The 25,184-nt window shown below is 72.2% G+C and carries 17 protein-coding genes; 4 read left to right on the forward strand and 13 right to left on the reverse strand.

From position 1 onward, the window contains the following. Positions 1-187 precede the first annotated feature (187 nt). From HWY08_RS06625 to HWY08_RS06655, 7 genes are all read right to left on the reverse strand, one after another. Complete coding sequence (locus tag HWY08_RS06625) at positions 188-3,556, reverse strand: patatin-like phospholipase family protein (protein WP_308469068.1); 3,369 nt, start codon at positions 3,554-3,556, stop codon at positions 188-190. Continuing rightward, positions 3,463-4,125: a hypothetical protein gene (locus HWY08_RS06630; RefSeq protein ID WP_176064080.1), complete on the reverse strand. Its 663-nt coding sequence runs from the start codon at positions 4,123-4,125 to the stop codon at positions 3,463-3,465. Before HWY08_RS06630 ends, HWY08_RS06625 begins: the two co-directional genes overlap by 94 nt. Further along, positions 4,112-7,771 carry an efflux RND transporter permease subunit gene (locus HWY08_RS06635; RefSeq protein ID WP_176064081.1) on the reverse strand — a complete coding sequence of 1,220 codons (3,660 nt, stop codon included), beginning with the start codon at positions 7,769-7,771 and terminating at the stop codon, positions 4,112-4,114. The genes HWY08_RS06630 and HWY08_RS06635 overlap by 14 nt, the downstream gene beginning before the upstream one ends. Continuing rightward, positions 7,768-8,892, reverse strand: coding sequence for an efflux RND transporter periplasmic adaptor subunit (locus HWY08_RS06640; RefSeq protein WP_176064082.1), 1,125 nt, complete (start codon positions 8,890-8,892; stop codon positions 7,768-7,770). Before HWY08_RS06640 ends, HWY08_RS06635 begins: the two co-directional genes overlap by 4 nt. Continuing rightward, on the reverse strand, positions 8,879-10,189 hold the full coding sequence (locus HWY08_RS06645; protein ID WP_176064083.1) for a TolC family protein: 1,311 nt from the start codon (positions 10,187-10,189) through the stop codon (positions 8,879-8,881). The genes HWY08_RS06640 and HWY08_RS06645 overlap by 14 nt, the downstream gene beginning before the upstream one ends. A 296-nt stretch (positions 10,190-10,485) precedes the next feature. After that, on the reverse strand, positions 10,486-11,829 hold the full coding sequence (locus tag HWY08_RS06650) for a sigma-54-dependent transcriptional regulator (RefSeq protein WP_176064084.1): 1,344 nt from the start codon (positions 11,827-11,829) through the stop codon (positions 10,486-10,488). Next, a complete protein-coding gene (locus HWY08_RS06655; protein WP_235969499.1) occupies positions 11,804-13,003 on the reverse strand; it encodes a two-component system sensor histidine kinase NtrB in 1,200 nt (399 codons plus the stop codon). Before HWY08_RS06655 ends, HWY08_RS06650 begins: the two co-directional genes overlap by 26 nt. Before the next feature lie 365 nt (positions 13,004-13,368). On the opposite strand from HWY08_RS06655, the gene HWY08_RS06660 reads away from it, so the two are divergent. Both HWY08_RS06660 and HWY08_RS06665 read left to right on the forward strand, forming a co-directional pair. Continuing rightward, positions 13,369-13,758: a response regulator gene (locus HWY08_RS06660; RefSeq protein ID WP_176064085.1), complete on the forward strand. Its 390-nt coding sequence runs from the start codon at positions 13,369-13,371 to the stop codon at positions 13,756-13,758. After that, a complete protein-coding gene (locus HWY08_RS06665) occupies positions 13,728-14,594 on the forward strand; it encodes a hypothetical protein (protein ID WP_176064086.1) in 867 nt (288 codons plus the stop codon). The genes HWY08_RS06660 and HWY08_RS06665 overlap by 31 nt, the downstream gene beginning before the upstream one ends. Before the next feature lie 78 nt (positions 14,595-14,672). On the opposite strand, the gene HWY08_RS06670 is transcribed toward HWY08_RS06665, so the two are convergent. Beyond that, positions 14,673-15,104 carry a response regulator gene (locus HWY08_RS06670; RefSeq protein WP_176064087.1) on the reverse strand — a complete coding sequence of 144 codons (432 nt, stop codon included), beginning with the start codon at positions 15,102-15,104 and terminating at the stop codon, positions 14,673-14,675. Between the two features lie 367 nt (positions 15,105-15,471). On the opposite strand from HWY08_RS06670, the gene ppk2 reads away from it, so the two are divergent. Beyond that, positions 15,472-16,293 carry a polyphosphate kinase 2 gene (ppk2, locus tag HWY08_RS06675; protein ID WP_176064088.1) on the forward strand — a complete coding sequence of 274 codons (822 nt, stop codon included), beginning with the start codon at positions 15,472-15,474 and terminating at the stop codon, positions 16,291-16,293. A 58-nt stretch (positions 16,294-16,351) separates the two neighbouring features. On the opposite strand, the gene HWY08_RS06680 is transcribed toward ppk2, so the two are convergent. The 4 genes from HWY08_RS06680 to HWY08_RS06695 all read right to left on the reverse strand — a co-directional run bounded on the left by HWY08_RS06680 (position 16,352) and on the right by HWY08_RS06695 (position 22,200). Continuing rightward, positions 16,352-18,922: a BamA/TamA family outer membrane protein gene (locus HWY08_RS06680; RefSeq protein WP_176064089.1), complete on the reverse strand. Its 2,571-nt coding sequence runs from the start codon at positions 18,920-18,922 to the stop codon at positions 16,352-16,354. A 34-nt stretch (positions 18,923-18,956) separates the two neighbouring features. After that, positions 18,957-19,973 carry a metallophosphoesterase gene (locus HWY08_RS06685; RefSeq protein ID WP_176064090.1) on the reverse strand — a complete coding sequence of 339 codons (1,017 nt, stop codon included), beginning with the start codon at positions 19,971-19,973 and terminating at the stop codon, positions 18,957-18,959. Continuing rightward, on the reverse strand, positions 19,970-21,169 hold the full coding sequence (locus HWY08_RS06690; protein ID WP_176064091.1) for a Pycsar system effector family protein: 1,200 nt from the start codon (positions 21,167-21,169) through the stop codon (positions 19,970-19,972). The genes HWY08_RS06685 and HWY08_RS06690 overlap by 4 nt, the downstream gene beginning before the upstream one ends. A 200-nt stretch (positions 21,170-21,369) precedes the next feature. Then, the gene (locus HWY08_RS06695) at positions 21,370-22,200 is read right to left on the reverse strand and encodes a phosphatase PAP2 family protein (RefSeq protein ID WP_176064092.1); all 831 of its coding nucleotides are present in this window, start codon (positions 22,198-22,200) and stop codon (positions 21,370-21,372) included. 51 nt (positions 22,201-22,251) lie between these two features. On the opposite strand from HWY08_RS06695, the gene HWY08_RS06700 reads away from it, so the two are divergent. Next, the gene (locus tag HWY08_RS06700) at positions 22,252-24,153 is read left to right on the forward strand and encodes an ATP-dependent nuclease (RefSeq protein ID WP_176064093.1); all 1,902 of its coding nucleotides are present in this window, start codon (positions 22,252-22,254) and stop codon (positions 24,151-24,153) included. Positions 24,154-24,190: 37 nt separating this feature from the next. On the opposite strand, the gene HWY08_RS06705 is transcribed toward HWY08_RS06700, so the two are convergent. Beyond that, the gene (locus tag HWY08_RS06705; RefSeq protein ID WP_209005129.1) at positions 24,191-25,114 is read right to left on the reverse strand and encodes a hypothetical protein; all 924 of its coding nucleotides are present in this window, start codon (positions 25,112-25,114) and stop codon (positions 24,191-24,193) included. Positions 25,115-25,184: the final 70 nt, after the last annotated feature.

The raw sequence follows: 25,184 nt of genomic DNA on the forward strand, positions 1-25,184 counted from the left end.
ACCTTCGATAGGAGTGCAATTCGCTTCGCCGAATCACTCACGGGGTGCCACGGGTCGGTGGAGCGCGATGATACAGGCGATGACGCGGGGCCGGCGACCGCCCCACACGGGGCGGCAAGCGGAGCGCTGCCCGATCATTGCGCCCCTTCCGTTCCGGTACCGCGAAGACGCTCATGACCCGAGATCCTCAGCCACCTAGCAGCCAGAAGAACGCCCCGTTCAGATCGGAAACGCCGATCGTGAAGAACAGGTCCCTGCCCCGGGCCGGGAACGCGTCGGTCCCCATCGAGATCGAGAAGCGCTGCTGGAATGCGCTCACGCGAAGCGCCGCGCCCAGGCTCGTCCCCCCGTCGGACCAGCCGACGGATCCTCTCGGCCCCGCGCCGATCGAGAGGCCGGACACGTGCAGCGTCGGCATCAGCGCAAGCGAGGACGAGAGCCGATTGCGGGCCGCCTCGTACGAGATGGGAGTGATCTCGGCCACGAGCGACGCGTGCCGCCCCAGCCAGAGCGCGGGGTCGAGCCAGGAGGCGGACACGCCTCCGCGTGCCACGTCCAGCTCGAGCCGGTAGGGGACGAGGTGAGCGGCGAGTCGCCACCGGTCGAGCGAAGCGGACTGCCCTTTCGCAGGGATCGTGGAGCTGTCGAGCGCCAGCCTCGGGAAGGGCCCCGTGCTGGCGGGGCCACGCAGCCACAGCTCGCCGACGCGGTGCGCGAGCAGGACGGCCGGGGCGAGATCGGCCGAGGCGGGCCGCGCGAGCTCACGCTCGTACGACCGATCGAGGAGCCTTCGCAGCGTCCGCCGGGTCCACGCGTCGGGGTCCTCGACGAGGGCGCGCATCTGGAGGTCGTTCGGCTGGTAATGGCGGGCGCGGAGCGCGGAGAGGAACTCGTCGAACGAGAGCTCCCGGATGCAAGGCGAGGGCGCCTCTGGACCGCAGGCCACGCGCGCGGAGAGCAGGACCTCCGCCACGGTCACGACGGCGTCGTCCGGCGGCCCGTGCGTGGGCGTCGCCACCCACGCCCACGAGGGGTCGCCTTCCATCCCTCGCGCGCCCGCCTCGCCGAGCGACGCCTCGAGCTCGGCCCGCGCCAGCATGCGGACGACGTGGCCGGCGGTCGCGGAGCCGTCGACGTCGAGCTGCCGGAGCACGCGCTCGAGCGCGACGCCCACGCAGCGCTGGGTCTCGGGCGCGTGGACGTCGAGCTCGCTGGAGGCGTTGTCGCGCGCCGCCCTCGGCGCACCGGTGACCGCCTCCTCCTCGCAGAGGGCCAGCGCGATCGCGTGGGAGGCGTCGTAGACGCCGGCGGTGTAGTCGTACTCGCGGAACGGTCGATCCAGGAACGCTCCGAAGTTTCCGAGCTGCGAGCCCGTGATCGGCGCGAACCGCCTCGAAAGCATGAGCGTACGCTCCGTCCGGTTCTGCTGGAGTGCCTCCGCCTCGCGGCCGAGCCGGTTGAGCCGCACGATCTCCGCCTGGAGCGTCGGCGCGACGCGGACGATCTCGCGGAGCATGCGGAGGGCTCCCTCCGCCGCGGGTGCGCGCGCCGCGGCCTGCAGCACCGGGTGGAGCTCGTCCGGAACGAACAGGACGTCGGGGGACGCGAGGATCGTCGCGCTCGCCTGGGCCGCGGCCGCCCCGAGCGTGGGATCGGCCCGGAGCGCGCCGAGCTGCTCGACCGCCGCGGCGTTCGAGAGGTGGGCCACCTCGACGCCCAGCGCGCGGCCCACCTGGATCGTGTCGAGGAGCGCGCCGCGGAACAGCTTCACCCTCGGCTCGGGAAGGGCGCCGCGCGCCACGCGCATCATCTCGTTCGCCAGGAACCTCATCCCCACCGCGCCGATGCGCATCTCCCGCGCGAACATCTCCGGGTCGTGCGCGGATCCCGTGACATGATCCCGGAGCACCTCGCTCCCGGCGTGCCGCATGGCCTCGGCCAGGAGGACCACCTCCTCCTCGCCCGGCGGAGAGCGAACGCCGGGTGGGTCGCGCCCCGCCACGACGTCGGCGAGCTCGCGCGCGCAGCTCCGCACCGAGGCGGGGTCGCGGCGGCGCGTCGCGAAGCAACGGAGCAGCGCGCGGCCGAGGGGGCCGCGTGCCGCCGGGCTCGGCTCGGCGTCGCCCAGCGGCGGCTCGGAGTCGGGCGTGGACCGCCCCAGGGCGACGGCGGCGTCGCGTTCGACGGTCGCGAACGAGAGCAGGGATGAGGCGGTCTCGTAGAGGAGGCGCCGCGTCGTGACGTTCCACGATCCGTTTCGCAGCGTGCGAGACAGGTCCTCGGTCCGGGCGGTGGCGACGAGCTCCGACGCGAGGCGCGCGGCCTCCTCCAGGTTCTGCGCCAGGGCCCGCGTCGGCGTCGGCGTCGATGGCGGCGGGGCGCCGTTCTCGGACGCGACGGGCCGCAGCCGGCGGAGATCCGGGTCGATGTAGACGTACGTCACGGGCTGGAGCGGCTGGGTCGTGGACAGGGACTGCGTCAGGTCCACGCCGAGGCCCACGGGCGTGTTGTCGAAGATGCCGCCGTCCACGTACTGGTGCGGACAGAGCGTGAGGGGCTCGCCCTCCGGCGATCGTGCCGGACAGCTCAGGTGCGTGATGGTCCCCAGCGGTCCCTCGCACGTCCCGGTCTTGACCTGGCTCGAGGGCGGGCAACGCGCCGCGCAGTCGCACAGCTCGCGGGCCCGGAAGGCGAGGGGGAACGCCGACGAGGCGAGCAACCCCTGCATGACCTGGGGCCACGAGAGCGCCGTCCCGAGCTCGCTCCGGTCCCGCCGCGCGATGTCGATCACGTCGGAGCGTGCCTCCGCGTCGGCGAGGCGCTGCGATACGACGTGGGGATCTCCCTCGGCGCCGACCTCGAGGCGCCACGGCAGCGCGAAGCGCTGCGTACGCAGCGTCAATCCTCCGACCTCGTGCTCCGCCGCCCTCGCGCGCGTGACGGTGAGCCCGATCGGGAGGCGGCAGCCGGGCCGGAATCGTCGCCACGCGGCGGCGGCGCCCAGCCTGCGCTCGAACTGGCCGAACGCGTCCAGCAGCGGCCGGCTGGACAGCAGCGCGTCCCCGGGCAGATAGCCCGCGGCGTCGTCGGGGAGCAGCGCGTCGAGCCCGACGCCCATCCACAGGTCGTGCAGCAAGTTGTGATCGACCGCGTCCTCGTCGGAGCCGCCCTCGGAGCACCAGAGGGCCCCGCTCAGGAGCGCGTTGATGCTGCCGGCCGAGGCGCCCGTCACGGCCACGAGGCGAGGAGCACCCCCGGCGGCGAGGGGGCGCGAGCTCGCGTCGCGCGAGAACCGCACGACCGCCCAGCTCAGCCCCGCCTCGTACGACCCGAGGCTCACGCCGCCGCTCAGCACCAGCGCGACGGGTATGTCCGTTCGCCGGAGCTGCTCGGGTGCCGCCGGGGCTGGCGCAGCCTGGGCGAGCACAAACGCGAGGATGGCGGGGGTGACGGAATGCATCGTCAGTGCGTGTGGAAGCCGCTGAACGTGGCAGACACCTCGGGAGCCGAGCCCGGCGAACAGGTCTCGCGCTCGAACGCGTCTCCCTTCCAGCATCCGCGATACGAAACGGAGACGTACAGCTGCTCTTCGTCGCCGACGACATAACGGGCGCCGTGGACCACCCGAGCGTAGCGATGAACCTGGGCCTCACCGGAGTTCCAGTCCTCACCGGATGGGGCGCGCCATCCAGAGCTCCAGTATTCGACCGCTCGGGTTTGCCACCGTGGCATGAACCCGGGCGGCAACGCGGTGACTCCGCTCGGACCAGGAAAGGCGATCGCCTCCTGCCAGCCCTGCGTCTGGGTGGGAAACCATGGAAACGCGAAGACCTCCAGGTCGGTCAGGACGAATGGACCGTGCGCCACGGCGAAGCACGTCCTGTTGGGCGCACCGCGCCCTGGCGAGCAGGGGATCGCGTTCTGGGTCGCGCCGGTGATCGCGCCCGTTTCGGCGTCGTTCGCGTTCCGTGCGTCATCGGGGAGGCCCTGCGCTGCGTCGCGCGTCGTCGCGACGGGTGAGCGATTGCGGGCGCTCGCAGAGTCGGCGGTTCGGCCTGAGCATGCAGCGGCCGCTGCCATCAGCACGGAGATCGCGACGCGGCGGATGGCGCTACCGAGTGTCACGGCCCCTCCCGGTGAGCGCCGGCGGCTGGCCGGGGCCGGTCCCTGTCGGCGCGAGCGCCTCCTGCTCGGGCGCCGCCGCGTGCTCCCACTGGACGATCTTCAGGTCGCGCACGAAGACCGTGTAGAGGAGCGGCACGAGCCCGAGGGTGATGAACGTCGCGATGGTGAGGCCGCCGATCTGCGCGTAGCAGAGCGGCTCCCACAGCGGCCCTCCGTGCGCCGCGAGCGGGATGAGCCCGAGCACGGTCGCGCCCACCGTGATCATCACCGGACGGAGCCGCACGATGCCGGCCTCGATGAGCGCGTCCTCGAGCGCCGCGCCTCGGTGGTGCGCCTCCTCGATGAAGTCGAAGAGGACGATCACGTGGCTCACGATGACACCCACGAGGCTCGCGATCCCGAGGAAGGCCATGAAGCCGAAGCTCTGGCGCATGACCGCGAGCATGACGATCGCGCCGACCGCGCCGTAGGGGATGGCCGCGAACACGAGCAACGGCTTCACCGCGCTGTCGAACTGCAGGAGGAGCGCGAAGTAGATGAGGGCGCAAGACGCGGCCATGAGGACCGCCAGCTCGCCGAACCCCTTCTGCTGCTCGTCGAACTCCCCGCCGACCTGGAGGCGGTAGCCGGTCGGGAGGCGGGCCGTGATGGCGTCTATGGCCGGTCGGGCGGCCGAGAGGACCTCGGACGGCAGCGAGCCGGGGAGCGGGTAGGCGGAGACGGTGATGGTCCGGACCTGGTTGCGGCGGAACATCTTGGACGGCCGCAGCTCGCGCTCGAGCCGGGCCACCTGCCGGATCGGCACGCTGTGCGGGCTCGTGCTGGAGAACGCGTACACGTTCGCCAGGTCGGAGAGGCGGGCCCGGTCCTCGACCCGCAGCCGGGCGACGATGGGGATGAGCCGGTCGCCCTCGCGGAACGAGCCGACTGGGATCCCCGACACCGCCGCCGAGGCGGAGGCGGCCACGTCGAGGCGGCTCACCCCGGAGATGTTGGCGCGGTCGTCGTCGATCGCGAGGTGGGTGAGCAGCCCCGGCGGTCCCCAGTTGTCGCGCACGCGCGCCGACGTGGGCGCCGCGCGGAGCGCGTCGGAGACCTCGCCCGCGATCTTGCGCAGCGTGGCGACGTCCTCGCCGGACACCCGGATCGACACCGGGATTCCGACGGGCTTGCCGGTCTCGAGCTGGCGGATGTCGCAGCGGGCCCCGGGGATCCGGGAGAGCGCCGCCTGGATGGGCGCCACGAGCTCGCGCGTGAAGTGCTTGTCCGTCACCTCGACGAGGATCTGGGCGTAGTTGAGCTGCTGCTGCTCCGGCTCGATCGAGAACCAGAACCGCGGGCCGGCGCCACCCACGAAGGTGGTGAGCGTGCGCAGGACGTCCTCGTGGCCGTGGTGCTTGCCGAACTTCTCCGCCTCCTCGCGGATGACGCGCTCCGCCTCGGCGGCGGCCGCGTTGGTGACCGAGAGCGGCGCGTCCTCGGGCACCCAGACGTCGACGTAGGACAGGTACTGCAGGTCGGTCGGGAAGAACCCGGTCTTCAGACGGGAGAAGACGAACCCTCCCGCCAGGAGGATGACGAGCGAGCCCGCGAGCACGAGCTTCCGGTGGCCGAGCGCGGCCAGGATCGTCCGCGAGTACCACCCCGTGAACCCCGCCCGCCGCCGCTCCTCGATCGGCCGCTCGGCCTTCTTCGGGGCGTGCACGATCCCGAACGCGATCAGCGGGATGAACGTGAACGTGATGATGAGCGCCGCGACGAGGTTGACGGTCATCACGATCGGCAGCGAGTGCAGGAATCTCCCGGTGTCGCCCGAGAGGGCCAGGAACGGCAGGTACGCGACGATGTTCGTGAGCGTGGCGAAGAATATCGCGCGCACGAGCCGCGTCGGGCCGATCCAGGCGGCGGTCTCGCGCGGCGTGCCTTCGGCCAGCTCGCGCTGGATGGCGTCGCCCGCCACGACCGGCATGTCGACGAGGAGCCCGAGCGCGATGATGAGGGTGGCGATCGACACCTGCTGGAGGTCGACGCCCAGGAACAGCATCGCCCCGAAGGACATGGCGATGGTGAGCGGGATCGACGCCGCGATGAGGAGCGCCGTGCGCCAGCTCCAGAAGCCGAGCAGCGAGACGGCCACCACCAGCACGATCGCCTCGTAGAGGCTCACCATGAACAGGTCGATGTTCTCCTTCACCTGCCGGGGCTGATCGCTGGTCCGGGCGATGATGAGGTCGGGCGGGAACTTGCGGCGCAGCTTCTGGAGCGCCTGGTCGACGGCGTCGCCGAACTGGCCGATCTGCTGGCCCGAGCGCATCTGGACGGCGAGGGTGATGGCCCGGTCGCGCTGCCAGTGCCCGTCGCGATCGCGCGCGACCAGGTAGTTGAGGTAACGGGGCGGGCTCTCGTAGCCGCGCGAGAGCGTCGTGAGGTCGCGGAGCCGCAGCGGCGTGCCCCCCGTCGAGCTGCCGAGCATGAGGTCGTCCATGTCGCGGAAGCTCCGGTCACGGACGTTCGGGTCGATGACGACGTGCCGGTCGCCGGTGTCGAACGCGCCACCGGGCACGGTCAGGTTCCGGCCGACGAGCGCGGCCACGAGGTGCGACGGCTGGAGCTTCGCCTCGGCGAGTCGCTGCTGGGCGTAGTCGACGAAGATGCGCTCCGGGAGGACGCCGCTGCGGGTCACCTTGGCGACGATCGGGGTCCTGTCCACGGGCGAGACGAGGACGCTCTGCAGGTTGCGCTCGATCTCGTGCGAGAAGTCGTCGAGCTGTCGGTACGTGTAGAGGTCGCCCGCCACGGCCGCCAGGCGGTCGGGGGCGTGGGCCGGGTCGCGGACGAAGATGGGTCCCCAGGCGTCGGGGTGCATGTCGGTGTTGCCGAGGCGCTCGCGGACGAACGCGCCGGTGTACTCGCGGAGCTGCGCGTCCGTGCGCGCCGTCGCCAGGTCGAGGCCGATGCAGCCGGCCGCGGAGACGGGGCGCGCCTCGGCGGCCACGCCCTCGCGCAGCGCCTGGGCCGCGAAGAGCGACACCGGACGCTCGACCGTCGCCGCCGAGACCGTTGGCGGGAAGCAGTAGAGCGCGGTGACCCGCTCCGAGGCGGGGGCGCCGGCGCGCACCTGCTCGATGGCCCTGCGCAGCGCGAGGCCCCGGATGCGGAGCTCGGCCTCGCCGACCTTCGGGCTCGCCACGGTGAGCATCAGCGCCGCCGTGTCGCCGAAGTCGCTCACCCAGGTCACCGGGCCGGCGCCGTTCGGCAGGTCCGTGAGGTGCGTCACGCGCTGGCCGATGTCCGCGAACTGCTCGACGGTGTCGCTCACGCTCTCGTCGAGGTGCACGAGGAGGACGGCCACGCCGTCGCGGGTGGTGGACTCGATCTTCTCGATCTTCGAGTTGCCGGAGACCGACTGCTCCATCTTGCGCGTGACCAGCTCCTCGACCTTGTCCGCGGCGATGCCCGGCCAGGGGCAGATCGCCAGGCCGACCCGCACCGGGATGTCCGGGTCCTTGCGCTTCGGCATCTTCTGGTACCCGGCGACGCCGGACGCCAGCGTCAACACCAGGAGCGCCCAGGCCACCTGCCGGTGGCGTACGAAGAAGCGGGCGATGTTCGACCGCCCCTGCTCGTTCTGCGGTCCGTGCGTCATGGCGCCTCCGTCGGCAGCACCTCGATGTGCTCGCCATCGACGACCATCGAGGCTCCGGTCGTCACCACCCGCTCGCCGCCGGCGAGGCCGGCCGTGACCGCGACGCGGTTCCCCACCACGTCGCCCACCTCGACCTGCCGCAGCTTCACGCGCTCATCCGGGCCGGCAGTCTCGACCACCATGACCGCGAAGTGATCCCCCCCGCCCGCCCCTGGCACGAAGGCGGTGAGCGGCAGGAGCGCGACGGGATGCTGCCCGGCCGCGCCCGAGAGCTCGACCGAGGCGATCATGCCCGGCTTCCAGACGCGGTCGACGTTCGGGATCTCCACCTCCACGTCGAAGTTGCGCGTGACGGAATCGGCCACCGACGCGATCCGGCTCACCCGCGCCGTGAACGTCCGACCCGGCAGTGCGTCCGTGGTGACCGTGACCGGCAGCCCCGGCTTGACCGCCTGGAGCGCGACGTCCGGCAGGCCGAGGACCACCTTCACGCTGCTGACGTCGCCCACCACGAAGGCCGGGATGCCCGGCCCCATGTAGGAGCCCGGCTCCGCGTTCTTCTTCAGCACCTCGCCGTCCACGGGCACGACGAGCGCCGTGTCCCGCAGGCCGATGCGCGCCTCCTCCAGCGCCGCCTCCGCGGTCGCGAGCTGCGCCCGCGTCGCGTCGCGCTGGGCCGTCGCGGCCTCCATGTCGGTTCGCGCGATGCTCTGGGAGGCGAAGAGGCGGGTCGCCCGCTCGAAGTCCAGCCGCGCCTTCTCCGCCGCCGCCCGCGCCGCGGTGACCTGGCCCGTGGCCTGGCCCACCTTCTCGCGGTACTCGGCGTCACGGAGCCGGGCGACCACGTCGCCGCGCCGGACGCGATCGCCTTCCCCGAGGGCGCGCGACCCCCCGTCGCTCGTCCGGACGGTCATGAGGGTCGTCACGTAGCCGGGCCCTCGGAACGAGAGCGGCACCGTCGCCTTCGGCTGCGCGACCGCCGAGTACACCACCTTGCCGCTCGCGCCGGCCGCGGAGCTGACGACCTCGACCCGGACGGCGGGAATGGGCTTGGACGGCGCCCGCTGCGAGCAGCCCGCGAGCACGCAGGCGCAAGCCAGGAAGTAGCTAATCGTCTTCATTGCCGACGGTCCTCTCGAGTTCAGCGGCCGCCGACCAGTAGCCGGCGAGCGCATCGGTGAAGTCGTGCCGGGCGCCCGACAGCCGGGCCTCGGTGCGGAGGACGTCACGCAGGATGGCGGCGTTCTCCTTGTATCGGTTGCGATCCATGTCGAGGCTCGCGCTGGAGGCGTCCGCCTCGAGGCGGGTCGCCTCGAGCAGCGCAGCGGCGTCCTTCAGCGCCCGCCAGCGCTGGCCCACCTCGACGGCGATCTGCTCCTCCGCCTCCTCGCGGCCCTGGCGCGCCTGCTCTCGCTCGTGCGCGCGCTCGGCCGCCTCGTGGCCCTTGCGTCCCCAGTCGAACGGCTCCCACGAGAAGAGGACCCCGACCGTGGCGACCTCATCCGGCAGCACGCGGGTGTTCTGCAGCCGGGCGTAGGACGCCGTGAGGGAGACGTCGGGGATCCAGCCTGCCCAGGCGAGCTTCCGCGCCGTCTCCGCCTGGACGGTCCGCAGCGCGGCCGCGCGGATCTCGGCGCGCGAGGCGTGGGCGCGCTCCCGGGCCGCGTCGAGGGTGAGCCCGGCCGCGGGGGCGGCGAGCTCCGAAGGGTGCGAGACCCGGAGCGGCGTCGTCACGTCTCGCCCCATGAGCTGGTTGAGGTGCTCGCGCTGTGTCGCCAGGCTGCTCTCCGCCTGCGCGAGCCGCTGGCGCTCGCGGGCGAGCCGCGCCTTCACCTCGAGCGCGTCCGGGCGGAGCACGACCCCCTCCGCGAGGTAGCGATCGGTGACCGCGTCCAATTCCGCGACGGCGCGGACGAGGTCGCGGAGCGCCTCGATCCCCGCCTCCGTCGCCGAGAGCTGGTAGTAGGTCGTCCGCACCCCCGCCGCGACGCGCTGGCGCTCCCGCCGGACGTCCTCCCGGGCGATGCGGCCATCGAGCTGCAGCACCTCCAGGCCGAGGCCGATCCGGTACTGCTGCGTGAGCGGCTGGCTCGCGGTCGCCACCGCGACGAGGGAGTAGTCGCCCGGAACGGACGCCTTCGAGGCCGTGGGCGGGACCGGGCCGAGCTGCGGCAACGTCCCCAGGGAACCGGCCGGGAGGGTGAAGTCGAGCGAGTTCGAGCGTGAACCGAACGCGTCGAGGTGGAGCCCAGGGAGCCGGCGCGTGCGCAGCGCCGCCTCGCGCTCTCCGGCCTTGTCGACCTCGCGAGCGGTGCTCGCGAGGAGGTGGTTCTGACGCTCGGCCGTCGCGATGGCGTCGTCGAGCGTGAGGAGCGGCGCGGGCGCGGCGTCCTGGGCCGCGGCCGGGATTGCGGCCACCAGGACCGCGGCGAGCGCGGCGGAGCGAGGAAGGGAGATCGCGCGGCGTCCCTCCCCGCGGTGATGCCGTCGTAGATCCCGGTCGTGGACTGTCATCGGTTCGGTCACCCTCGAGCTCACCAGTTGGTGTGGCGTTCCGCGCGGACGCTCTGCAGCGGGCGGGCCAGGGCGAGGGCATGCGCCAAATTGCGCTGGATTGCTGACGCGCGGCGGCGGTGCTCACGCGCGCGCACCCGCATGGTGTCGGCGATCGAAGCAGAGATGTCGCGGGGTCCGGCAGTGCCGCGAGCGGCGGGTCAGGCGAGCCCGTACTTCTTCAGCCGGTCGATGAGGGCGCTCCGGCTCAAGCCGAGGTTGCGCGCCGCCTTCGACTGGTTGCCGGCGACCTCCGCGAGCACGCTCGCGATCATGCTCCGCTCGATCGCGTCGAGGTGTTCCCGGAGCGTCAGCGTGCCGGACGGGGGCGCCTCGGTCTCGCCTTCCACCTCCGCCGGGCGAGGGTGCGTGAAGGCGCTCGCCGGGATCTCTCCGCCGCCGGACAGCGCGATCATCCGGGCGACGGCGTTCTCGAGCTCGCGGACGTTGCCGGGCCAGGGCGCGCGCTTCAGCTCCGAGATCAGCTCGGGCGAGAGCCGGACGTCGTGCATGCCGAAGCGCTCGGCGTAGCGCCGCCCGAACTCGGCGGCGAGCGCGGGGATGTCCTCGGGACGGTCCCGGAGCGGGGGGATGACGACCTCGACGACCGCCAGGCGGTAGTAGAGGTCCTCCCGGAACTGGCCGGCGCGCGCGCTCGCGGCGAGGTCGCGGTTCGTGCTGGCCACCACGCGCACGTCGACCCGCTCGACCCGGCCCGCACCCACGGGCTGGATCTCGCCCTCCTGCAGCGCCCTCAGCAGCTTCGCCTGGACGCTCGGCGGCAGCTCGCCGACCTCGTCGAGCACGAGCGTGCCGCCGTCCGCCTGGGCGAAGAACCCACGCCGCGCCTGGGTCGCCCCGGTGAACGCGCCGCGGGAGTGCCCGAAGAGCTCGGCCTCGGCCAGCTCGGGGGGAATCGCCGCGCAGTTGAAGCGCACGAGCGGGCCAGCCGCCCGGCGGCTCTGCGCGTGGAGGAGCGCTGCGACGAGCTCCTTCCCGGTCCCCGTCTCCCCGCGCACGAGGACGGTGATGTCCTTCGGCGCGAGCCGCTCGATGGCGGACAGCACGCCCTTCATCGCCTCCGACTCGCCGATGACGGCGCGCCCGAGGTTCCGCTCGGCGGCGAGCCGGCGGTTGCTCCGGCGGAGCGCCCGGGTCTCGAGGGCGCGCTCGAGCACCGCCCCGAGCTCGTCGACGTCGAACGGCTTCGTGACGTAATCGTAGGCGCCGGCCTTCATCGCGCGCACCGCGGTGCGCTCCGAGCCCTGGGCCGTCAGGAAGATCACCGGGAGCGAGTCGTCGCGGTGGCGGATCGCCTCGAGCAGCTCGAGCCCGTTCATCCCCGGCATGGCGTAGTCGGTGACGACCGCGTCGACCCCCTCGAGGAGCTCGAGCGCCTCGCCGCCGGAGCGCGCCAGGATGGGGTCGTGGCCCAGCGAGCGCGCGAGCTGCTTCAGCGCGACGAGGAGCGCCGGCTCGTCATCCACCAGCAGCAACTTGGACATGGTCGTCACTCCGGGTGCTGGGCGCGGCGCGGAGGGTGGCGATCGCGGTCGTCCCCTTCCCGGGCGCGCTCTCGTAGCGCAACCCGCCTCCGTGCTGGGTGAATATCGCGCGCGCGAGCAGCACGCCCAGCCCCGTGCCCTCCTCGCGCGTCGTGAAGAAGGGGGTGCCGACGCGCTCGAGGACGTCGCCCGGCATGCCCTTCCCCGTGTCGCGGACGGCGATGACGACGGCGTCCCTGTCGCGCGAGAGCGCGACGTCCACGCTGCCCCCGGAAGGGGTGGCCTCGATCGCGTTCGCGACCAGGTTGAGCAGGGCCTCCTTCAGCCGCCGCGGGTCGGCCACGAGGTCGGCGTCCCCGGTCCGCCGCAGCGCGAGTCCGGCTTCCTCGGCCCGCCCCGACATCACTGCGAGGGCCTCGTCGGTCAAGGAGCCGAGCGAGAGCGGCTCGGCCCGGATCTTGTCGAGCGGCCGCGAGAACGAGAGGTACTCGTCGAGGACGTCGCGCATCCGCTCCGCCTCCGCCTCGACGGTCTGGAGGTTCTCGCGCGCCTCGGGATCGGCGGTGGAGCGCGACGAGAGCTGCACGAGCGCCTTGATCGCGGCGAGCGGGTTCTTGAGCTCGTGCGAGAGGCGGGCGCCGAGGTGCTCGAGCTCGCGCGTGCGTGCCAGCGCCTGCTCAGCCACCTGCTCTCGAGCGCGGAGCGCATCCCAGATGCTCTCCTCGACGGTCCTCGACAGGAACACGATGTAATGCGCCGTCATCGTAGCGCTCGTGATGAGCGTGAGCGCGGCGATGGCCGCGAAGGTCGCGGGCGGGAGCGTGGGCCCGAACCAGGCGGCCGGGACGCAGCCCATCATGAACACGGCGACCCAGATGGCGGCGACGTATCCCCGGGTTCCCCGCGCCCAGCCACCCGAGGCGATGCGAGACGGTAGCGCCGTGAGGATCGCCACGAGCAGCGGGCTCCTCAGTCCTCCGAGCACCGCGATCGCGCCGATCATGGACGCGAAGCGAACGTCCTCGACGTGAGCGCGAGGGACCCGCCAGACCGTCTGGGGAGGCCGCAGGAGCACGAGCGACGAGCCGAGATAGCCGAGCAGGAAGCCCGCGGCGAGGACCGCGCGCGGGCGCGAGTAATCCGAGACCCAGACGAGCACGATGATGCCCGCCACGACAGCCGAGAGAACGGCGCCGACCCACGCTCGGCCGGGCCCGCCCCAGCGCGCGTCGGCGGCGGCGAGGTGTTCCCGCAGGGAACGCTCGAACTGGCGTCGGACGCGCACATCGGTCCCCCTTGCGAGAGGGGTGCCGGGCTCGTGCGAGGCTGAAGCCATGGGAATACAGCGTGCCCGGGGCTCCACGACGGGCGCCGGTGACGGAAAGCCGAACACACCTGTATGCCGGTCCGGCGAACCGAGTCGGAGCCCCGAACGGGGCTCGTGGCGAGGGCGCACGCCCAGAGCAGCTTCTTAGAGTGTGGGTGGCAGGGGCCCGCGGTGGCAGGAAGCGTCGCCGCGGTCGCCGAGCAGGTGGGAACATGGATGGACCGGTGCTGCTGCTGGATGACGACGCCGATCTGAGGTTCGTTCTCTCGGAGTTCGTCGAGCTGCAGTGCGGTCGCCGGTGTCTCACGGTCGGTAGCTACCAGGAGCTGGTGGCCGCGGCGGACGCGGTCTCGAGGTGTTCGGTGGCGCTGCTCGACGTCAACCTCGGGGCGGGCCAGCCCACCGGGATCGACGCCTATCGCTGGCTGGTGGGCCAGGCCTTCGGCGGCCGACTGTACTTCTTCACCGGGCACGCTCGGAGCCATCCGCTGCTGGCGGAGATCGAGAAGCTCGGCGGCGTCCAGGTCCTGTCCAAGCCGCTCGACTCCGACAAGCTGATGGAGGTGCTCGCATGCCCGACGCCCCAGGTCTCGTCTCGGTAGGCGGCGGTCCGCACGCTGGCTCGGTTCCGGCTGCGAAGACGCTCTCGGCGCTGGCGGCGCTGGGCTGCGCGGTGGCGGCGGTGAGGTTCCTGTTGCTCGACGACGCCCACCTGCACCGCGTCGGGTTGGGGTGGCTGATCGACGCCGTGGTCTGCGCCGTCGTCTTCGCGTCGCTCGTGCTGCGCCGCGGCTGGAGCGCGCTGCAGGCCGAGGCCGTCTCCTTGCTGCTGATCGGCACCACGCTGGTGGCGCAGGTCCACGCGGACTGGAACAGCGCGCTCTCCTCGGTGCGGTTCGCGCCGTTCGAGGGGTTCAAGATCGTGGCGCTGGTGGTCGCGACGGTGGTGCCCTTCCGCCCGGCGGTGGCCTACGCGCTGGTGGGGATCTGCGCGGTCATGCCGGTGGTGCTGTATGCCCTGATGCCCGCGCAGATGCGGGCGGAGCTGCCCATCGAGGCGCCCTGGACCACGGTGATCTACCCGCTGATCGCCACCGGGATCCTCGTTCACCGCGTGCGGGCCCTGCGGATGGAGCGAGAGATGATGCGCGCGTCGGCGCAGCGGGAGGGCCTGGAGCGGTTCGCCAGGGTGTCGCTGGCCTACCGCGACCTCACCAACTCACCGCTGCAGGTCATCGAGCTGCTGCGCGCCGAGCTGTCCAGGAAGCACCCCGAGTCCAAGGTGCTCCTGGATCACCTGCAGCGGAGCCTCGGGCGGCTGCGGGGCACGGGCGAGATGCTCTCGCACGCCGAGCACCAGGTGATCTGGACCTCGAAGGAGGAGGGGTTCGACGCCGCGCACGTGATCGACGAGTACCACCGCGCCGCGGCACGCTGATCGCCCGCCGCGGGGCTCGGTTACATCCAGCCCTCCCGTCAGGTGGTCGACCTCACCGAGGCCCCTCGCGCCCAGCGATCAGCGGGTACCCGCCGCGCGTCCGCGCGGCGGCTCGCCTGGGACCTCGCGCGCAGGCCAGCTGCGACGCCCGCTCCGCGCTGCGGCGAACGCGCAGGCGATCGCGTCGGTCAGCTGCGCCAGCTCGAAGGGCTTCGCGAGGCACCGGTAGGCGCCTGCGTTCGTGGCGAGCTCGAAGAGGCGCTCCGAGCAGTGCCCCGTCACCAGGATGACCGGCAGCGCGTCGTCGCGCTCACGGATCGCGCCCAGCAGCTCGAGGCCATCCATGCCAGGCATGGAGAAGTCGGTCACGACCACGTCGGCGCGGTCCATCCGCGACAGCGCTTCCGGGCCGGAGCGTGCGAGGAGCGCCTCCCACCCGCGGCTGGAGACTATCTTCGCGAGCAGGCGCAGGATCGTCGGGTCGTCATCCACGAGCAGTACGCGGGACATACCAGCCCTCCAGGAATGGGGCGAGGGCGCGCTGACGCTGCGGGGGGAATTGCGGGCGCGCCCCCGCCCCGAGGACTCACGTGCTGCCTCGTGTGAACCCTCGCTTGGCACTCAAGCGAAAACGGTGCCAATCCGCGGCGGACGCCGGATCGCTCGCATTGGTGCCGAGTCGCTTGCCCGCACGCTGGGCTTTCGCACGTCGTAGGCCCGGCAGGTGTCGCTCGATCCGGCACGTGCCCGGTGGACGAGGGCGCGGCCGTGCCGGCGCTGCGGGGTCGGAAGTCCGCACAGCGCCGTCATTCCCGCGTGGCGCGGTCCCTGGCGCGCACCCTGCATGCGTCCGGCCCGCGCGAACGGAGGTGTACGGATGACGAGGAGCGGCGCTGCCGAGGAGCACGACGAGGCCGGGCCCGGCCGGCTGAGGGCGAAGGAGTACGCGAACGAGCTCCGGCAGCTCCACGTCGAGCTCGTGAAGCTCCAGGAGTGGGTGAAGCAGGAGGGGCTCAAGGTCTGCGTCGTCTTCGAGGGGCGCGACGGCGCGGGCAAGGGCGGGGTGATCAAGGCCATCACCGAGCGCGTCTCGCCGCGCGTGTTCCGGGTGGTCGCGCTACCCGCCCCGACCGACCGCGAGAAGTCGCAGATGCACGCGCAGCGCTACGTCGCCCACTTCCCCGCGGCGGGCGAGATCGTGATCTTCGATCGCAGCTGGTACAACCGCGCCGGCGTCGAGCGGGTGATGGGGTTCTGCACCGACAAGGAGGTACGGCACTTTCTCGAGATGGCGCCCGCCTTCGAGAAGGCGATGGTGGACTCCGGGATCCTCCTCGTGAAGTACTGGCTCGAGGTGAGCGAGGAGGAGCAGACCCGGCGGCTCCAGGAGCGGATCGACGACGGCCGGAAGCTCTGGAAGCTCTCGCCCATGGACCTCCTGTCGTACAGCCGGTGGTACGACTACTCGCGGGCGCGCGACGAGATGTTCGCGGCGACGGACACGGAGTTCGCCCCGTGGTGGGTGGTGCGCTCGGACGACAAGCGCCGCGCGCGGCTCAACTGCATCCGCCACCTGCTCTCGCTGATCCCGTACCAGGACGTCACGCGGCCGGGGACGGTGAAGCTGCCGAAGCGGCAGGAGCCGGGCGGCTACCGCGAGCCGACGCACCCGTTCAGGCTCGTGCCGGAGAAGTACTGAGCGAGCCATCCGTGGACGTGTCGCCCGCCCCGGCGCGAAGCTCGCGGGCGGGCGATGCTCAGAACCCGAACACGCTCGAGAGGTAGAACCCGGTCCCCTCGTCCGAGCGGACGACGGTGAAGCTCATCGTCGTGTCGAGCTGCATGCCCGACGCTCCGGCGTGCAGGGCGAGCCAGGCGCCGCCGCCCGCGGCTGGGTGCCACTTGCGCGAGGTCTCGCCGGACACGAACACGCGGCCGACGTCCCCGAGCGCGAGGAGGCCGTACCTGAGCGGCACGATGGCCGAGTACCAGCCGAGCGGGATGCGCAGGTCGGCGTTGGCGACGATGGAGGCGTCGCCCGCGTACCTGTTCAGCGCGTAGCCGCGCAGCAGGTTACCGGTCGAGCCGCCGGCCAGGTCGAGCGGCGAAGGCAGCCCCGCGCCCCCGATCGACGCCGCCTCGAAGTACGGATGACGCCCCCACACCTTCTCTCCGGCCGCGCGGACGCTGAGGAGCGCGCTCGAGAGGACGGGGGAGCCGAACATCGCCCCCGCCTCGGCGCGCGCCTTCGTGAACCCGGCGGCGTTGTCGAGCCAGGGCGGGTAGTAGCGGGCGCTGACGTCGGCGTGGACGCCGCGCTTGCGCGTCAACGCGCCGGTGCGCGTGTCGAGACCGGCGCCCACCTCCACGCTGCCGAGCGTCATGTCGCCGGAGCCGTAGGCGCCCGTCGCGGGCCCGAGCGCGCTCCTGGCGGTGTTCGAGAAGTGCTCGAACCCGAACCCCGCCCGCGCGCGCAGCGGCCCGAGGAGGCTCGCCGTGACGAGCGGGCGCACGACGAGGCGGTGCTGGTCGACCCGGTAGAAATCGTGCGACGCGAGGGCGGAGTCACGCTGGGTCGCGTTCCCGAAGCCGTAGAAGTTCGCGAAGTCCACGCCGGAGTATCCGACGTACGCGAGCACGCCGAACGGCGACTGCGTCCGCAGGTCGAGCTGGTACTCGAGGCGCGGCTCGCCGAGGCCCGTCGACCACGCGGCGGCGAAGGTCATCTGGTCCGCGAACGGCTCGCGGCCGAAGCCGAAGTGCGTGCGCTGCAGGCGCGCGCCGGCGAAGAGCCCGCGCGTCCCGTCGTACGAGAGCTGCGGGAACACGAGGTGGTCGGTGCCCCAGTCGCGGAAGCGCTCGTACCGGAGGTGCAGCTCGTCCGGCACGGCGGGCGCCGAGTCGCCGGCTTCCTCGGACGGCGGAGCGGCCGCGCCCGTCCCGCGCTCGATCGAGGCCTTCGCGAGCGCGGCGGCGCCAGGGTCGTCGCGCACGACGCGGACGAGGATCGCGTCGTTCCTCTCGCCCGCCTCGACCACCGCGTCCGCGCCGCCGAGCAGGTAGAGGCGGATCTCCGAGGTCTCGCCGGGGCGGAACGAGCGGCGGAAATAGGGCGGTCCGAGCGGCTCGCCCGTCGCGGGGTCGCGCAGGCAGAGCGAGAGGTCGACGCCGCCGTCGCGCGACCGGCGGATCGTGGCCACGTCGGCCTGCACCGTCCCGTACACGTCCACGTCCTCGGCGAGCAGCCGGTAGAAGGCGTGCGAGGCGGCGGGGAGCGCCTCGCGCCGCGCGCGCAACGCCCGCTCGAGCGTGGCGCCGTCCCGCGCGTACAGCTCCGGCGGGAGGTGGCGGACCGCGCCGGAGATCGCCTCGTCCGTGAGACGCGCGACCACGTCCGAGGTGACGTCGCGCCAGTCGGCCTCCTCGAGCGGGACCAGGAAGCGCCGATCGGTGTAGCGCCCGGAGAACGTCAGCTTGTCGATCGCGGGGTACTCGTCCCCGAAGCTCGCGAACTGCTTGATGTAGTACTCGGCGATCGACGGGAAGGCGCCGCCGAACCGGGCGAACGCCTGATCGCGATCGAGGGGCACGGGCCGCCACACGCGGCGGCCGCCCTCCTCGAAGCGCAGCCAGCGCCACTGGCTGGCGTGCCGGTCCCAGTCGCCGATGAAGACGTCCATGAGCCGCGCGCGCAGGTACGCGCGCGCGTCGAGCCGCTCGTCGGTCCGGGTGTCGAGGCGCGCGAACAGCTCGTACGTGTGCAGCGCCTTCTCGGCCCCGGCGAAGCCGCGGCCCGGGCGCTGCTCGATCGCGCCGAGCATGCCCGCGAACTCGCCCCGGAACGTCCCCAGGCGCGGATCGTCCGGCATGACGAACAGCTCGGGGGTCGCGTGCAGGACGCCGGCGGCCTCGAGCAGCGGAGCGACCACCAGCGACGCCGTGGGATGCGCGGTGCTCGTGAGGTCGCGCATGACCTCGGCGAGCTGAGATTTGCGCGTCTCCTCGTCCATCGCCCGGCGCGGATCCTTGTCCACGGAGCGGAAGGACCACGCGTGGCCGTTCGCGCTCTTCAGGTGGAGGCTCGACGTCTGCTGGCCACCTCCCGTGCGCACGGGGCTGAGGCCGCCGTCGAACGTCGAGAGGTCGAGCTTGGGCACCCGGAGCGGCGTCGTCCAGTCGTCTCTCCACGGTCCGCCGAAGAGGAGCCGGAACGGCCAGCTCGCGCGGTACTCCGGGCCTGGCGTGACGACGACGGGCTCCGACGGTCCCTGGTCGGCCGCCGCTGCCGGAGAGCACGTCGCCGCGATGATCGATGCCGACACGGCCATGGAACGGATGAGCACGATGACCACTCCTTCCCGACTAGCGCAGCTCGAGGGCTCGCGTGGCGCCGTCCGGGGTCTCGGCGCGGCAGGCGGGCGCGCCGCCGCGCGCCATCGCGAGGCCGTCCTCGCTCAGGATGTCGCGCACGTCGCAGCGGAGGAGCATCCCCCGTGTCGCCCTCAGCTTGAGCCCGGTGTCGAGCTTGATGAGCCACGCGTCGCGGTTCATCGCGATCGCCCCCGCCGCGCCGAGCGCGTCGGGATCGTGGCCGAAGACGACGCCGTTGAGCCCGAGCTCGCGCAGCTGACGCCTCATCCGCGCGAGGCGCCGCTTGCTTCGCCACCAGCCGTGGTACTCGAGGATCGATCGGGGGTCGAGGAGCTCCGCGAAGGCGTCGCGATCCCGCCTGTGGATCGTCTCGTCCAGGTGGGCGAGCGCCGCGCGCGCGCCCGGCCCGTCGTCGTCGTCGATGTAGCCCGCGTGGGCGAAGAGCCAGCTGCCGACGAACGCAGCGATGGGCAGGGCTCGCAGGTACTCGCCGAACGGCGTCGCCTGGAGGGCCCGCGGCGCGAACCGCTGCGGGAGCCCGAGCTCCGCGCGGTGGAGCGCGGCGCTCGCCATGAGCTCCGGCGTCGCCGACCGCGGATGCGCGAGGAGCTTGGCCTCGTGATTGCCCATGAGCGCGACGACGCGGCTGCCCGCGTCCGCCGCCTCGCGCTGCAACCGCTCGAGCAGGAGCACGACCCCGACGCTGTCCGGTCCGCCGTCGACGAGATCCCCCGCCACGACCAGGAGCATGCGGCCGCGCTGGGCGTTCCAGGCGACCGTCGGCCCTCGGCGGATCGCGAGGCGCGACGCCACGAGCAGGGCCCCGAGCTCCTTCAGCCGGCCGTGGACGTCGCTCACCGCCCACAGGGTGTCGTACCCGGCGGCGAGCTCGGCCGCCGAGATCTTCACCCAGGCGCGCGAGGGCGGCACGGGATCCGCCGGCGCCGCGCCCGCCGGGCTCGCCGACCAGAGCGCGACGGCGGCTGCGAGGGCGCGCGCGGTCCTCATCGCCGGGCCAGCACGATGAGGAAGCCGACGACCGCCAGCGTGATGCCGTAGATGAAGACGTGGTACGTGAGCCGCAGCGTCTGCCCGCGCGCGTTGATGATCTTCCGCGCGAAGTAGAGGTGCTCGATGACGCTGCGCTGGAACTGGGGCGGATCCGCGAGCAGCGCGCCCATCCGCGCGGTGTAGTCGGGGAGCGAGCTGGGCGTCTCGTTGAAGAACGAGATCAGGTTCGAGTCGCGCAGGCGCGCCTCCGCGGCGGGGAGCTTCTCCTTCGCGGCGCGCATCGAGTTGACCGAGAGGAGCACGACCACCAGGTTCACCAGCAGCAGAAAGGCGGCGGGGACCAGCAGATCGCGATCGGCGTGGATCCGGCGCCCCAGCAGCGCCAGCACGACCGAGATCATGATCGCGTTGACGTGGATCATCGTGCTCGTCCGGTGATCCGCGAGCCCGATGAGCCCCAGCTGGATGCGCGTGACCTGGTAGTACAGCGTCTCGGCGCTCTTGCCGATGCGCTTCGCGACGTCGCTCTCGCCGTCGGCGCGCTCGCGCTCGACGTTCCGGAGCTGCTTCCTGAGCTGCCGCTGCAGGCGCGCCAGGTTGACGGCGCGGCCCGGACCCCAGGTGAGCTGGGCGAAGCGCGTGCGATAGGGATGGGCGCCGAAGAAGGCGATGCAGTGCTGGGTCCACTCGACGTCGGAGAACGTCTTCCCCGAGCGGCGATTGAGCTCGAAGCGCAGGAGCTCGATGCGCTCGACGTAGTCACTCGCCGCGAGGACGGCGAGCCGCGCGTCGTGCAGGACGTCCGTGGGCGTCACGGCGTCGACGGGCGCTCCGTCGGCCGGCGCCGGCCGCTCGACGCCGTCGGGGCCGCCGAAGCAGGCGGCAACCTGCTCGCGCGAGGGGTGATGTGCCTGCTGCTGCTCCAGGAACTGGAGACACAGCTCGAGGCTCTTCGCGTGATCGTCGCTGCCCATCGCGTAGCAGGCGTCCTCGAACCAGGCGCACAGGACCGCGACCTGGCGGGCCTCGTCGGCGAGGTGGCTGCCCTTCGCGATCTCCTTGGACGCGTCGACGATCTCGCGGGTCCGCGCGAAGTGATGGTACTCGAGGATGTCGCGCTCGGCCGCGGCCCGGAACAGCGCGAAGACGTGCTCGCGAGCGGCGCGCGCGACGTGGTTGTGTGGCTTGGCCATGAGCCTCCTTCAGAGCCCGAATCCAGCTGCATTGCACTGAATGGGCCAGCCGCATGGCACTCGAGCCAGGCGAGCGACGACGCCGAGATCTCGCGGGGACCGAGCCATCCGACGGCGCCCGTGGCCGCGAAACCGGCGACAGCCTGTCGAGAATCCAACAGGCGCCGCCACGGCTGCATGTGGCAGGCGCCGCGACTCCGTCAGAACGTGCCCGCCACCCCCAGGGGAACCGGCGTCACGATGATCGTCGCGGAGCGCCCGTCCGGCTCGTGCGCCTTGCGGTGGAGGAGGAGGGGGACGCCCAGGCCGATGCCGGCCCCCAGCGCAGCGCCACTGAGGACGTCGGTGAGCCAGTGACGGTCGGCGGCCACGCGCAGGTAGGAGACGGTAGCCGCGCCGGTGAGACCCACGGCGTAGATGAGCGGCCAGCCCGGATAGTCGCGCAGCATCGCCACCGTCCCGAACGCCGCGGCGGCCGCGAAGGTGCCGGAGGCGTGGCCTGACAGGTACGAGTTGTCGTCCCCGAAGGACTTCCGGACGCCGGACGCCCACGCATTCGGACGTCGCCGGGCCACCCCGTACTTGATCCCATCCGTGGCGACGGCGGTCACCGCGATGGCCTCGAGGCCGACCAGCACGTCCTCGCCGAAGCGGCGGGCGTCGCGATCCGCCAGGACGAAGTAGTCCACCGCGATGAGCGACGAGGGGATGCCGACGAGCAGCACGTCCGAGAGGGTGGCCGCGCGCGACGGGTCGCCCCAGCGAAGGTGGAGCCTGGCATTCCGATCGAAGCCGGGTGGATCGCACCAGCGGCAGGTCGCTGGGGTCAGCGTGCTTCCGGCCAGCTCGAGCCCGATGAAGAGGGCCGTGGCGCTGCCGGTCACGGCCCCCGTCGCCCGGAGGTCTACGGAGAGCTCGTCGGCGCGAGGGATCGCCGGGGACAGGAGCACGAGCGAGAGCACGAGCGCGAGCGGCGTCCGCGTCTTCGCAGGGCGGTTCTCCTGGCGGTTGTGGGTGGTGCGTTTCGTCACGAAGGCTCCCCAGCTCGGAGTGGACCGATCGGGCGGAAGCCAGCCTGGCCCATGGCGTGCATCCGTGGCGGGTGGCCCGGCGCCCACCGGGCGCCGGGCCGTTCTTGCACGTCTCGCGCCCATTCCAACCTTCGAAGGAAGACCCCCCATGATCACGTACTGGCAGTCGAGGGTGCCGTGAGATTGAGCCGTGTCCGGATCCGCAACTTCAGGTCCCTCTGGAGCGACGGCAGCGAGTACGCCGTCGATGTCGCCCTCGCGGACGCGGGCAACTACTTCGCCGGACCGAACAACGCCGGGAAGTCCAACGTGTTCCGGGCCCTCGAGCTCGCCCTCGCGACGGATCCCCCTCGGTTCGACGAGGCGAAGGACCGGCCTGACCACGAGGTCGGGTCGAATTGCAGCATCGTCCTCGACTTCGACATGGGCCAGGAGGCCCTGTCGAGCGGCGACCTCGTGGGCACGCTCGCGCGGATGGCGCACGTCTACGAGCGGGCGGTCGGCGCCGGGCCGACGTTCGCCGAGGAGGGCCGGCTCGTCCACCACGTTCAGTTCAGCGCCGCGGGCGCTCGCGCCGAGAAGATCCTGGCGAAGGGCGCGGGAGCCAAGGCGAAGCGCGGCGACAAGCTCGACCAGCTGCTCGCCCAGTTTCATCGAGTCGTCCAGTTCGTGGACGTCAGAAGCGGGGAGAGCCTCGAGAGCATGATGAAGCGGGGCTTCCGGGAGATCCTGGGCAGCGTGCTCAAGGAGAAGTTCGCCTCGGCGCTCGCGAAGGCCGAGGTGAAGCAGAAGGAGTTCCGGGCCGAGCTCTCCGACGGAGTCCTGAAGCCGCTCGCGGAGGACATCAGGGAGAGGGTCGCGCGCTACATCCCCGATCTGAAGGCCGTCGAGCTCGTCCCGGCCGTCGGCACGGTGGACGAGGCAATCGTCGGGTCGAGCTACGAGTTGACCGACGCCGCGAAGACCGCGCTCGAGCAAAAGGGCACCGGCGTCCGAGGCGCGGTCCTGCTCACGCTCATGTCCCTCATTGCCGAGGCCTCGAGGCGAGCTGTCGTCTTCGCGATCGAGGAGCCGGAGAGCTTCCTGCACCCCGGCAGGCACCGGGCGCTCGGTCGGGCGCTGGAACAGTTCACGAAGCGCCCTGACGTCACGCTCCTGGTGACGACGCACTCGCCCTTCATCTTCGCGGCCGATGCGAAGTCACGCGTGTTCTCGGTCAGCAAGACCGACGCTGGGCAGACTCGGATCCAGGCCGGTTCTCCGGACCAGCTCGCCGACCGAGCCCGGCGCCTCCTCATGGAGTCGCCACTGCCGAGCCTGCTCGATCTCGCCGGGTCGATCCCCGCCGATTCCCAGGCCCTGGTCGTCGAAGGCGAATCCGACAGGGCCTACGTCGAGCTCGCAGCGCGGAAGCTGGGCAAGCCGCTCCATGGCATCTCCGTCGTCGCGTGCGCGGGAGCGAGCGACGCGGCGCTCAAGGCGTTGTTGCTCGGGGATCTCATCGGCCGTGAGCGAGTGTTCGCGCTGCTCGACGCGGACGAGGCAGGCAAGAGCGCCAAGGCGATCCTGGTCGAGAAGCTCAAGACGGCAAAGTTCCAGGGGGGCCAGGTGCTTCTGTATTCGGAGACCGTCGGTGAAGACGGCGTCCCGGTCGAGGCGGAGGACCTGTTCCCGGAATCCTTGGTGCAGGGGTTCCTGAAGGTGAACCCTCAATGGATGGTCGAGTACCAGCGCGGCAAGAGGCGCGCCCACATCGGGCTCTCGAAGGAGGGGAAGGCGCCGTTCTGCGCGTGGCTCGAGTCGAACGTCACCGTCGAGCAGCTGGGCCGGTGGAACGAGCTGATCGAGGAGCTGGTCGCGAGGGCCGCGGTCGCGCGCGAGAAGCGCAAGGCGGCCGCAGCGGAGGAGCTGCCGGGCGGAAGGGCACCGGATCGAAGCGGTCGTGGGTCATGACGAGCGCGGCCTGGAAGACCGGCGGCGCGCGGCTTCGCTACGGCGTGGTCACCGGCCCGGCCAGCACGAATTCGAAGTCGCTGCCGCGCAGCTTCTTCAGCGCGTCGAGGTCGCCGTCGTCCCAGCGCGTGTCCGGTGCGCCGGTCACGTACCAGCTGGAGCCGTTGTCCGCCAGGATCATCCCGTAGCGCTGGAGGGCGCGGGCCACCACCCGCGCCTGCGGCATCATCGCCGAGAGGTCCACCGTCGCCTTGAGCCTGGCGCGCGCGCCCATGGGCGGGACGTTCGGGTCGGTGACGTTCGAGGCGGCGTGGCGCGCCGGGTCCACGTAGCCCATCTGCGTGCGAGCCGCGGTGAAGCGCAGGGCGTGGCGGATCTCGCCGGCGGCGGCCTCCTCGTACCGGGCCAGCCCCGGGAAGATGGGGAGGCCCGCGGCGTCGGCGCTGGTCCAGCCGGCCGGGCGCAGCGCGTTCGAGCGCAGGTCGAAGATCGCGCCCGATCCGGCGTGCCAGGCCGAGGCCCCGGGCTGCGCGGCGAAGAGCTCGTAGAGCGTGCAGCTGGCGGTGTCGACGACGATCACGTGCGCGTCGCTCCCCTGCTCGACCGGCACGTCGGGAGGGATGGGGTAGGGGCCGGGGTCGCTCTCGCCGGCGTAGTCGAAGGTGACCGGAAACCTCGGGGTGGACGCGTCGGCCGCGGCGTACGGGATGCCGTACACCGAGCCGAAGTCGGGGTGGAACGCGGCGGCGCTGCCGACGGACGCGACCCAGGCGCCGGAGCGCGGGTCGAGCGGCGCCGCGGAGATGTCCGTGTTCCAGGCGTTGTCCGCCGGGAAGATCGGGCAGGCGCCGCTGATGCTGGGGCTGTGCGCGGGCGGGAGGTGACTGCCGCCGGTGGCGCCCGGCGTCCCGCCGCAGGCGGCGAGCAGCAGCGCGACGAGGAGGACGCTGACGCGGCTCATCCGGCGACTCTAGCGCGCCTCGCGGACTGGCGGCGGAGCGCGCCCTTTTGACGCGCCGCGCCCCCGCGTG

It is taken from the genome of Anaeromyxobacter diazotrophicus, from assembly GCF_013340205.1.
In the GTDB taxonomy this organism is placed as follows: Bacteria; Myxococcota; Myxococcia; order Myxococcales; family Anaeromyxobacteraceae; genus Anaeromyxobacter_A; species Anaeromyxobacter_A diazotrophicus.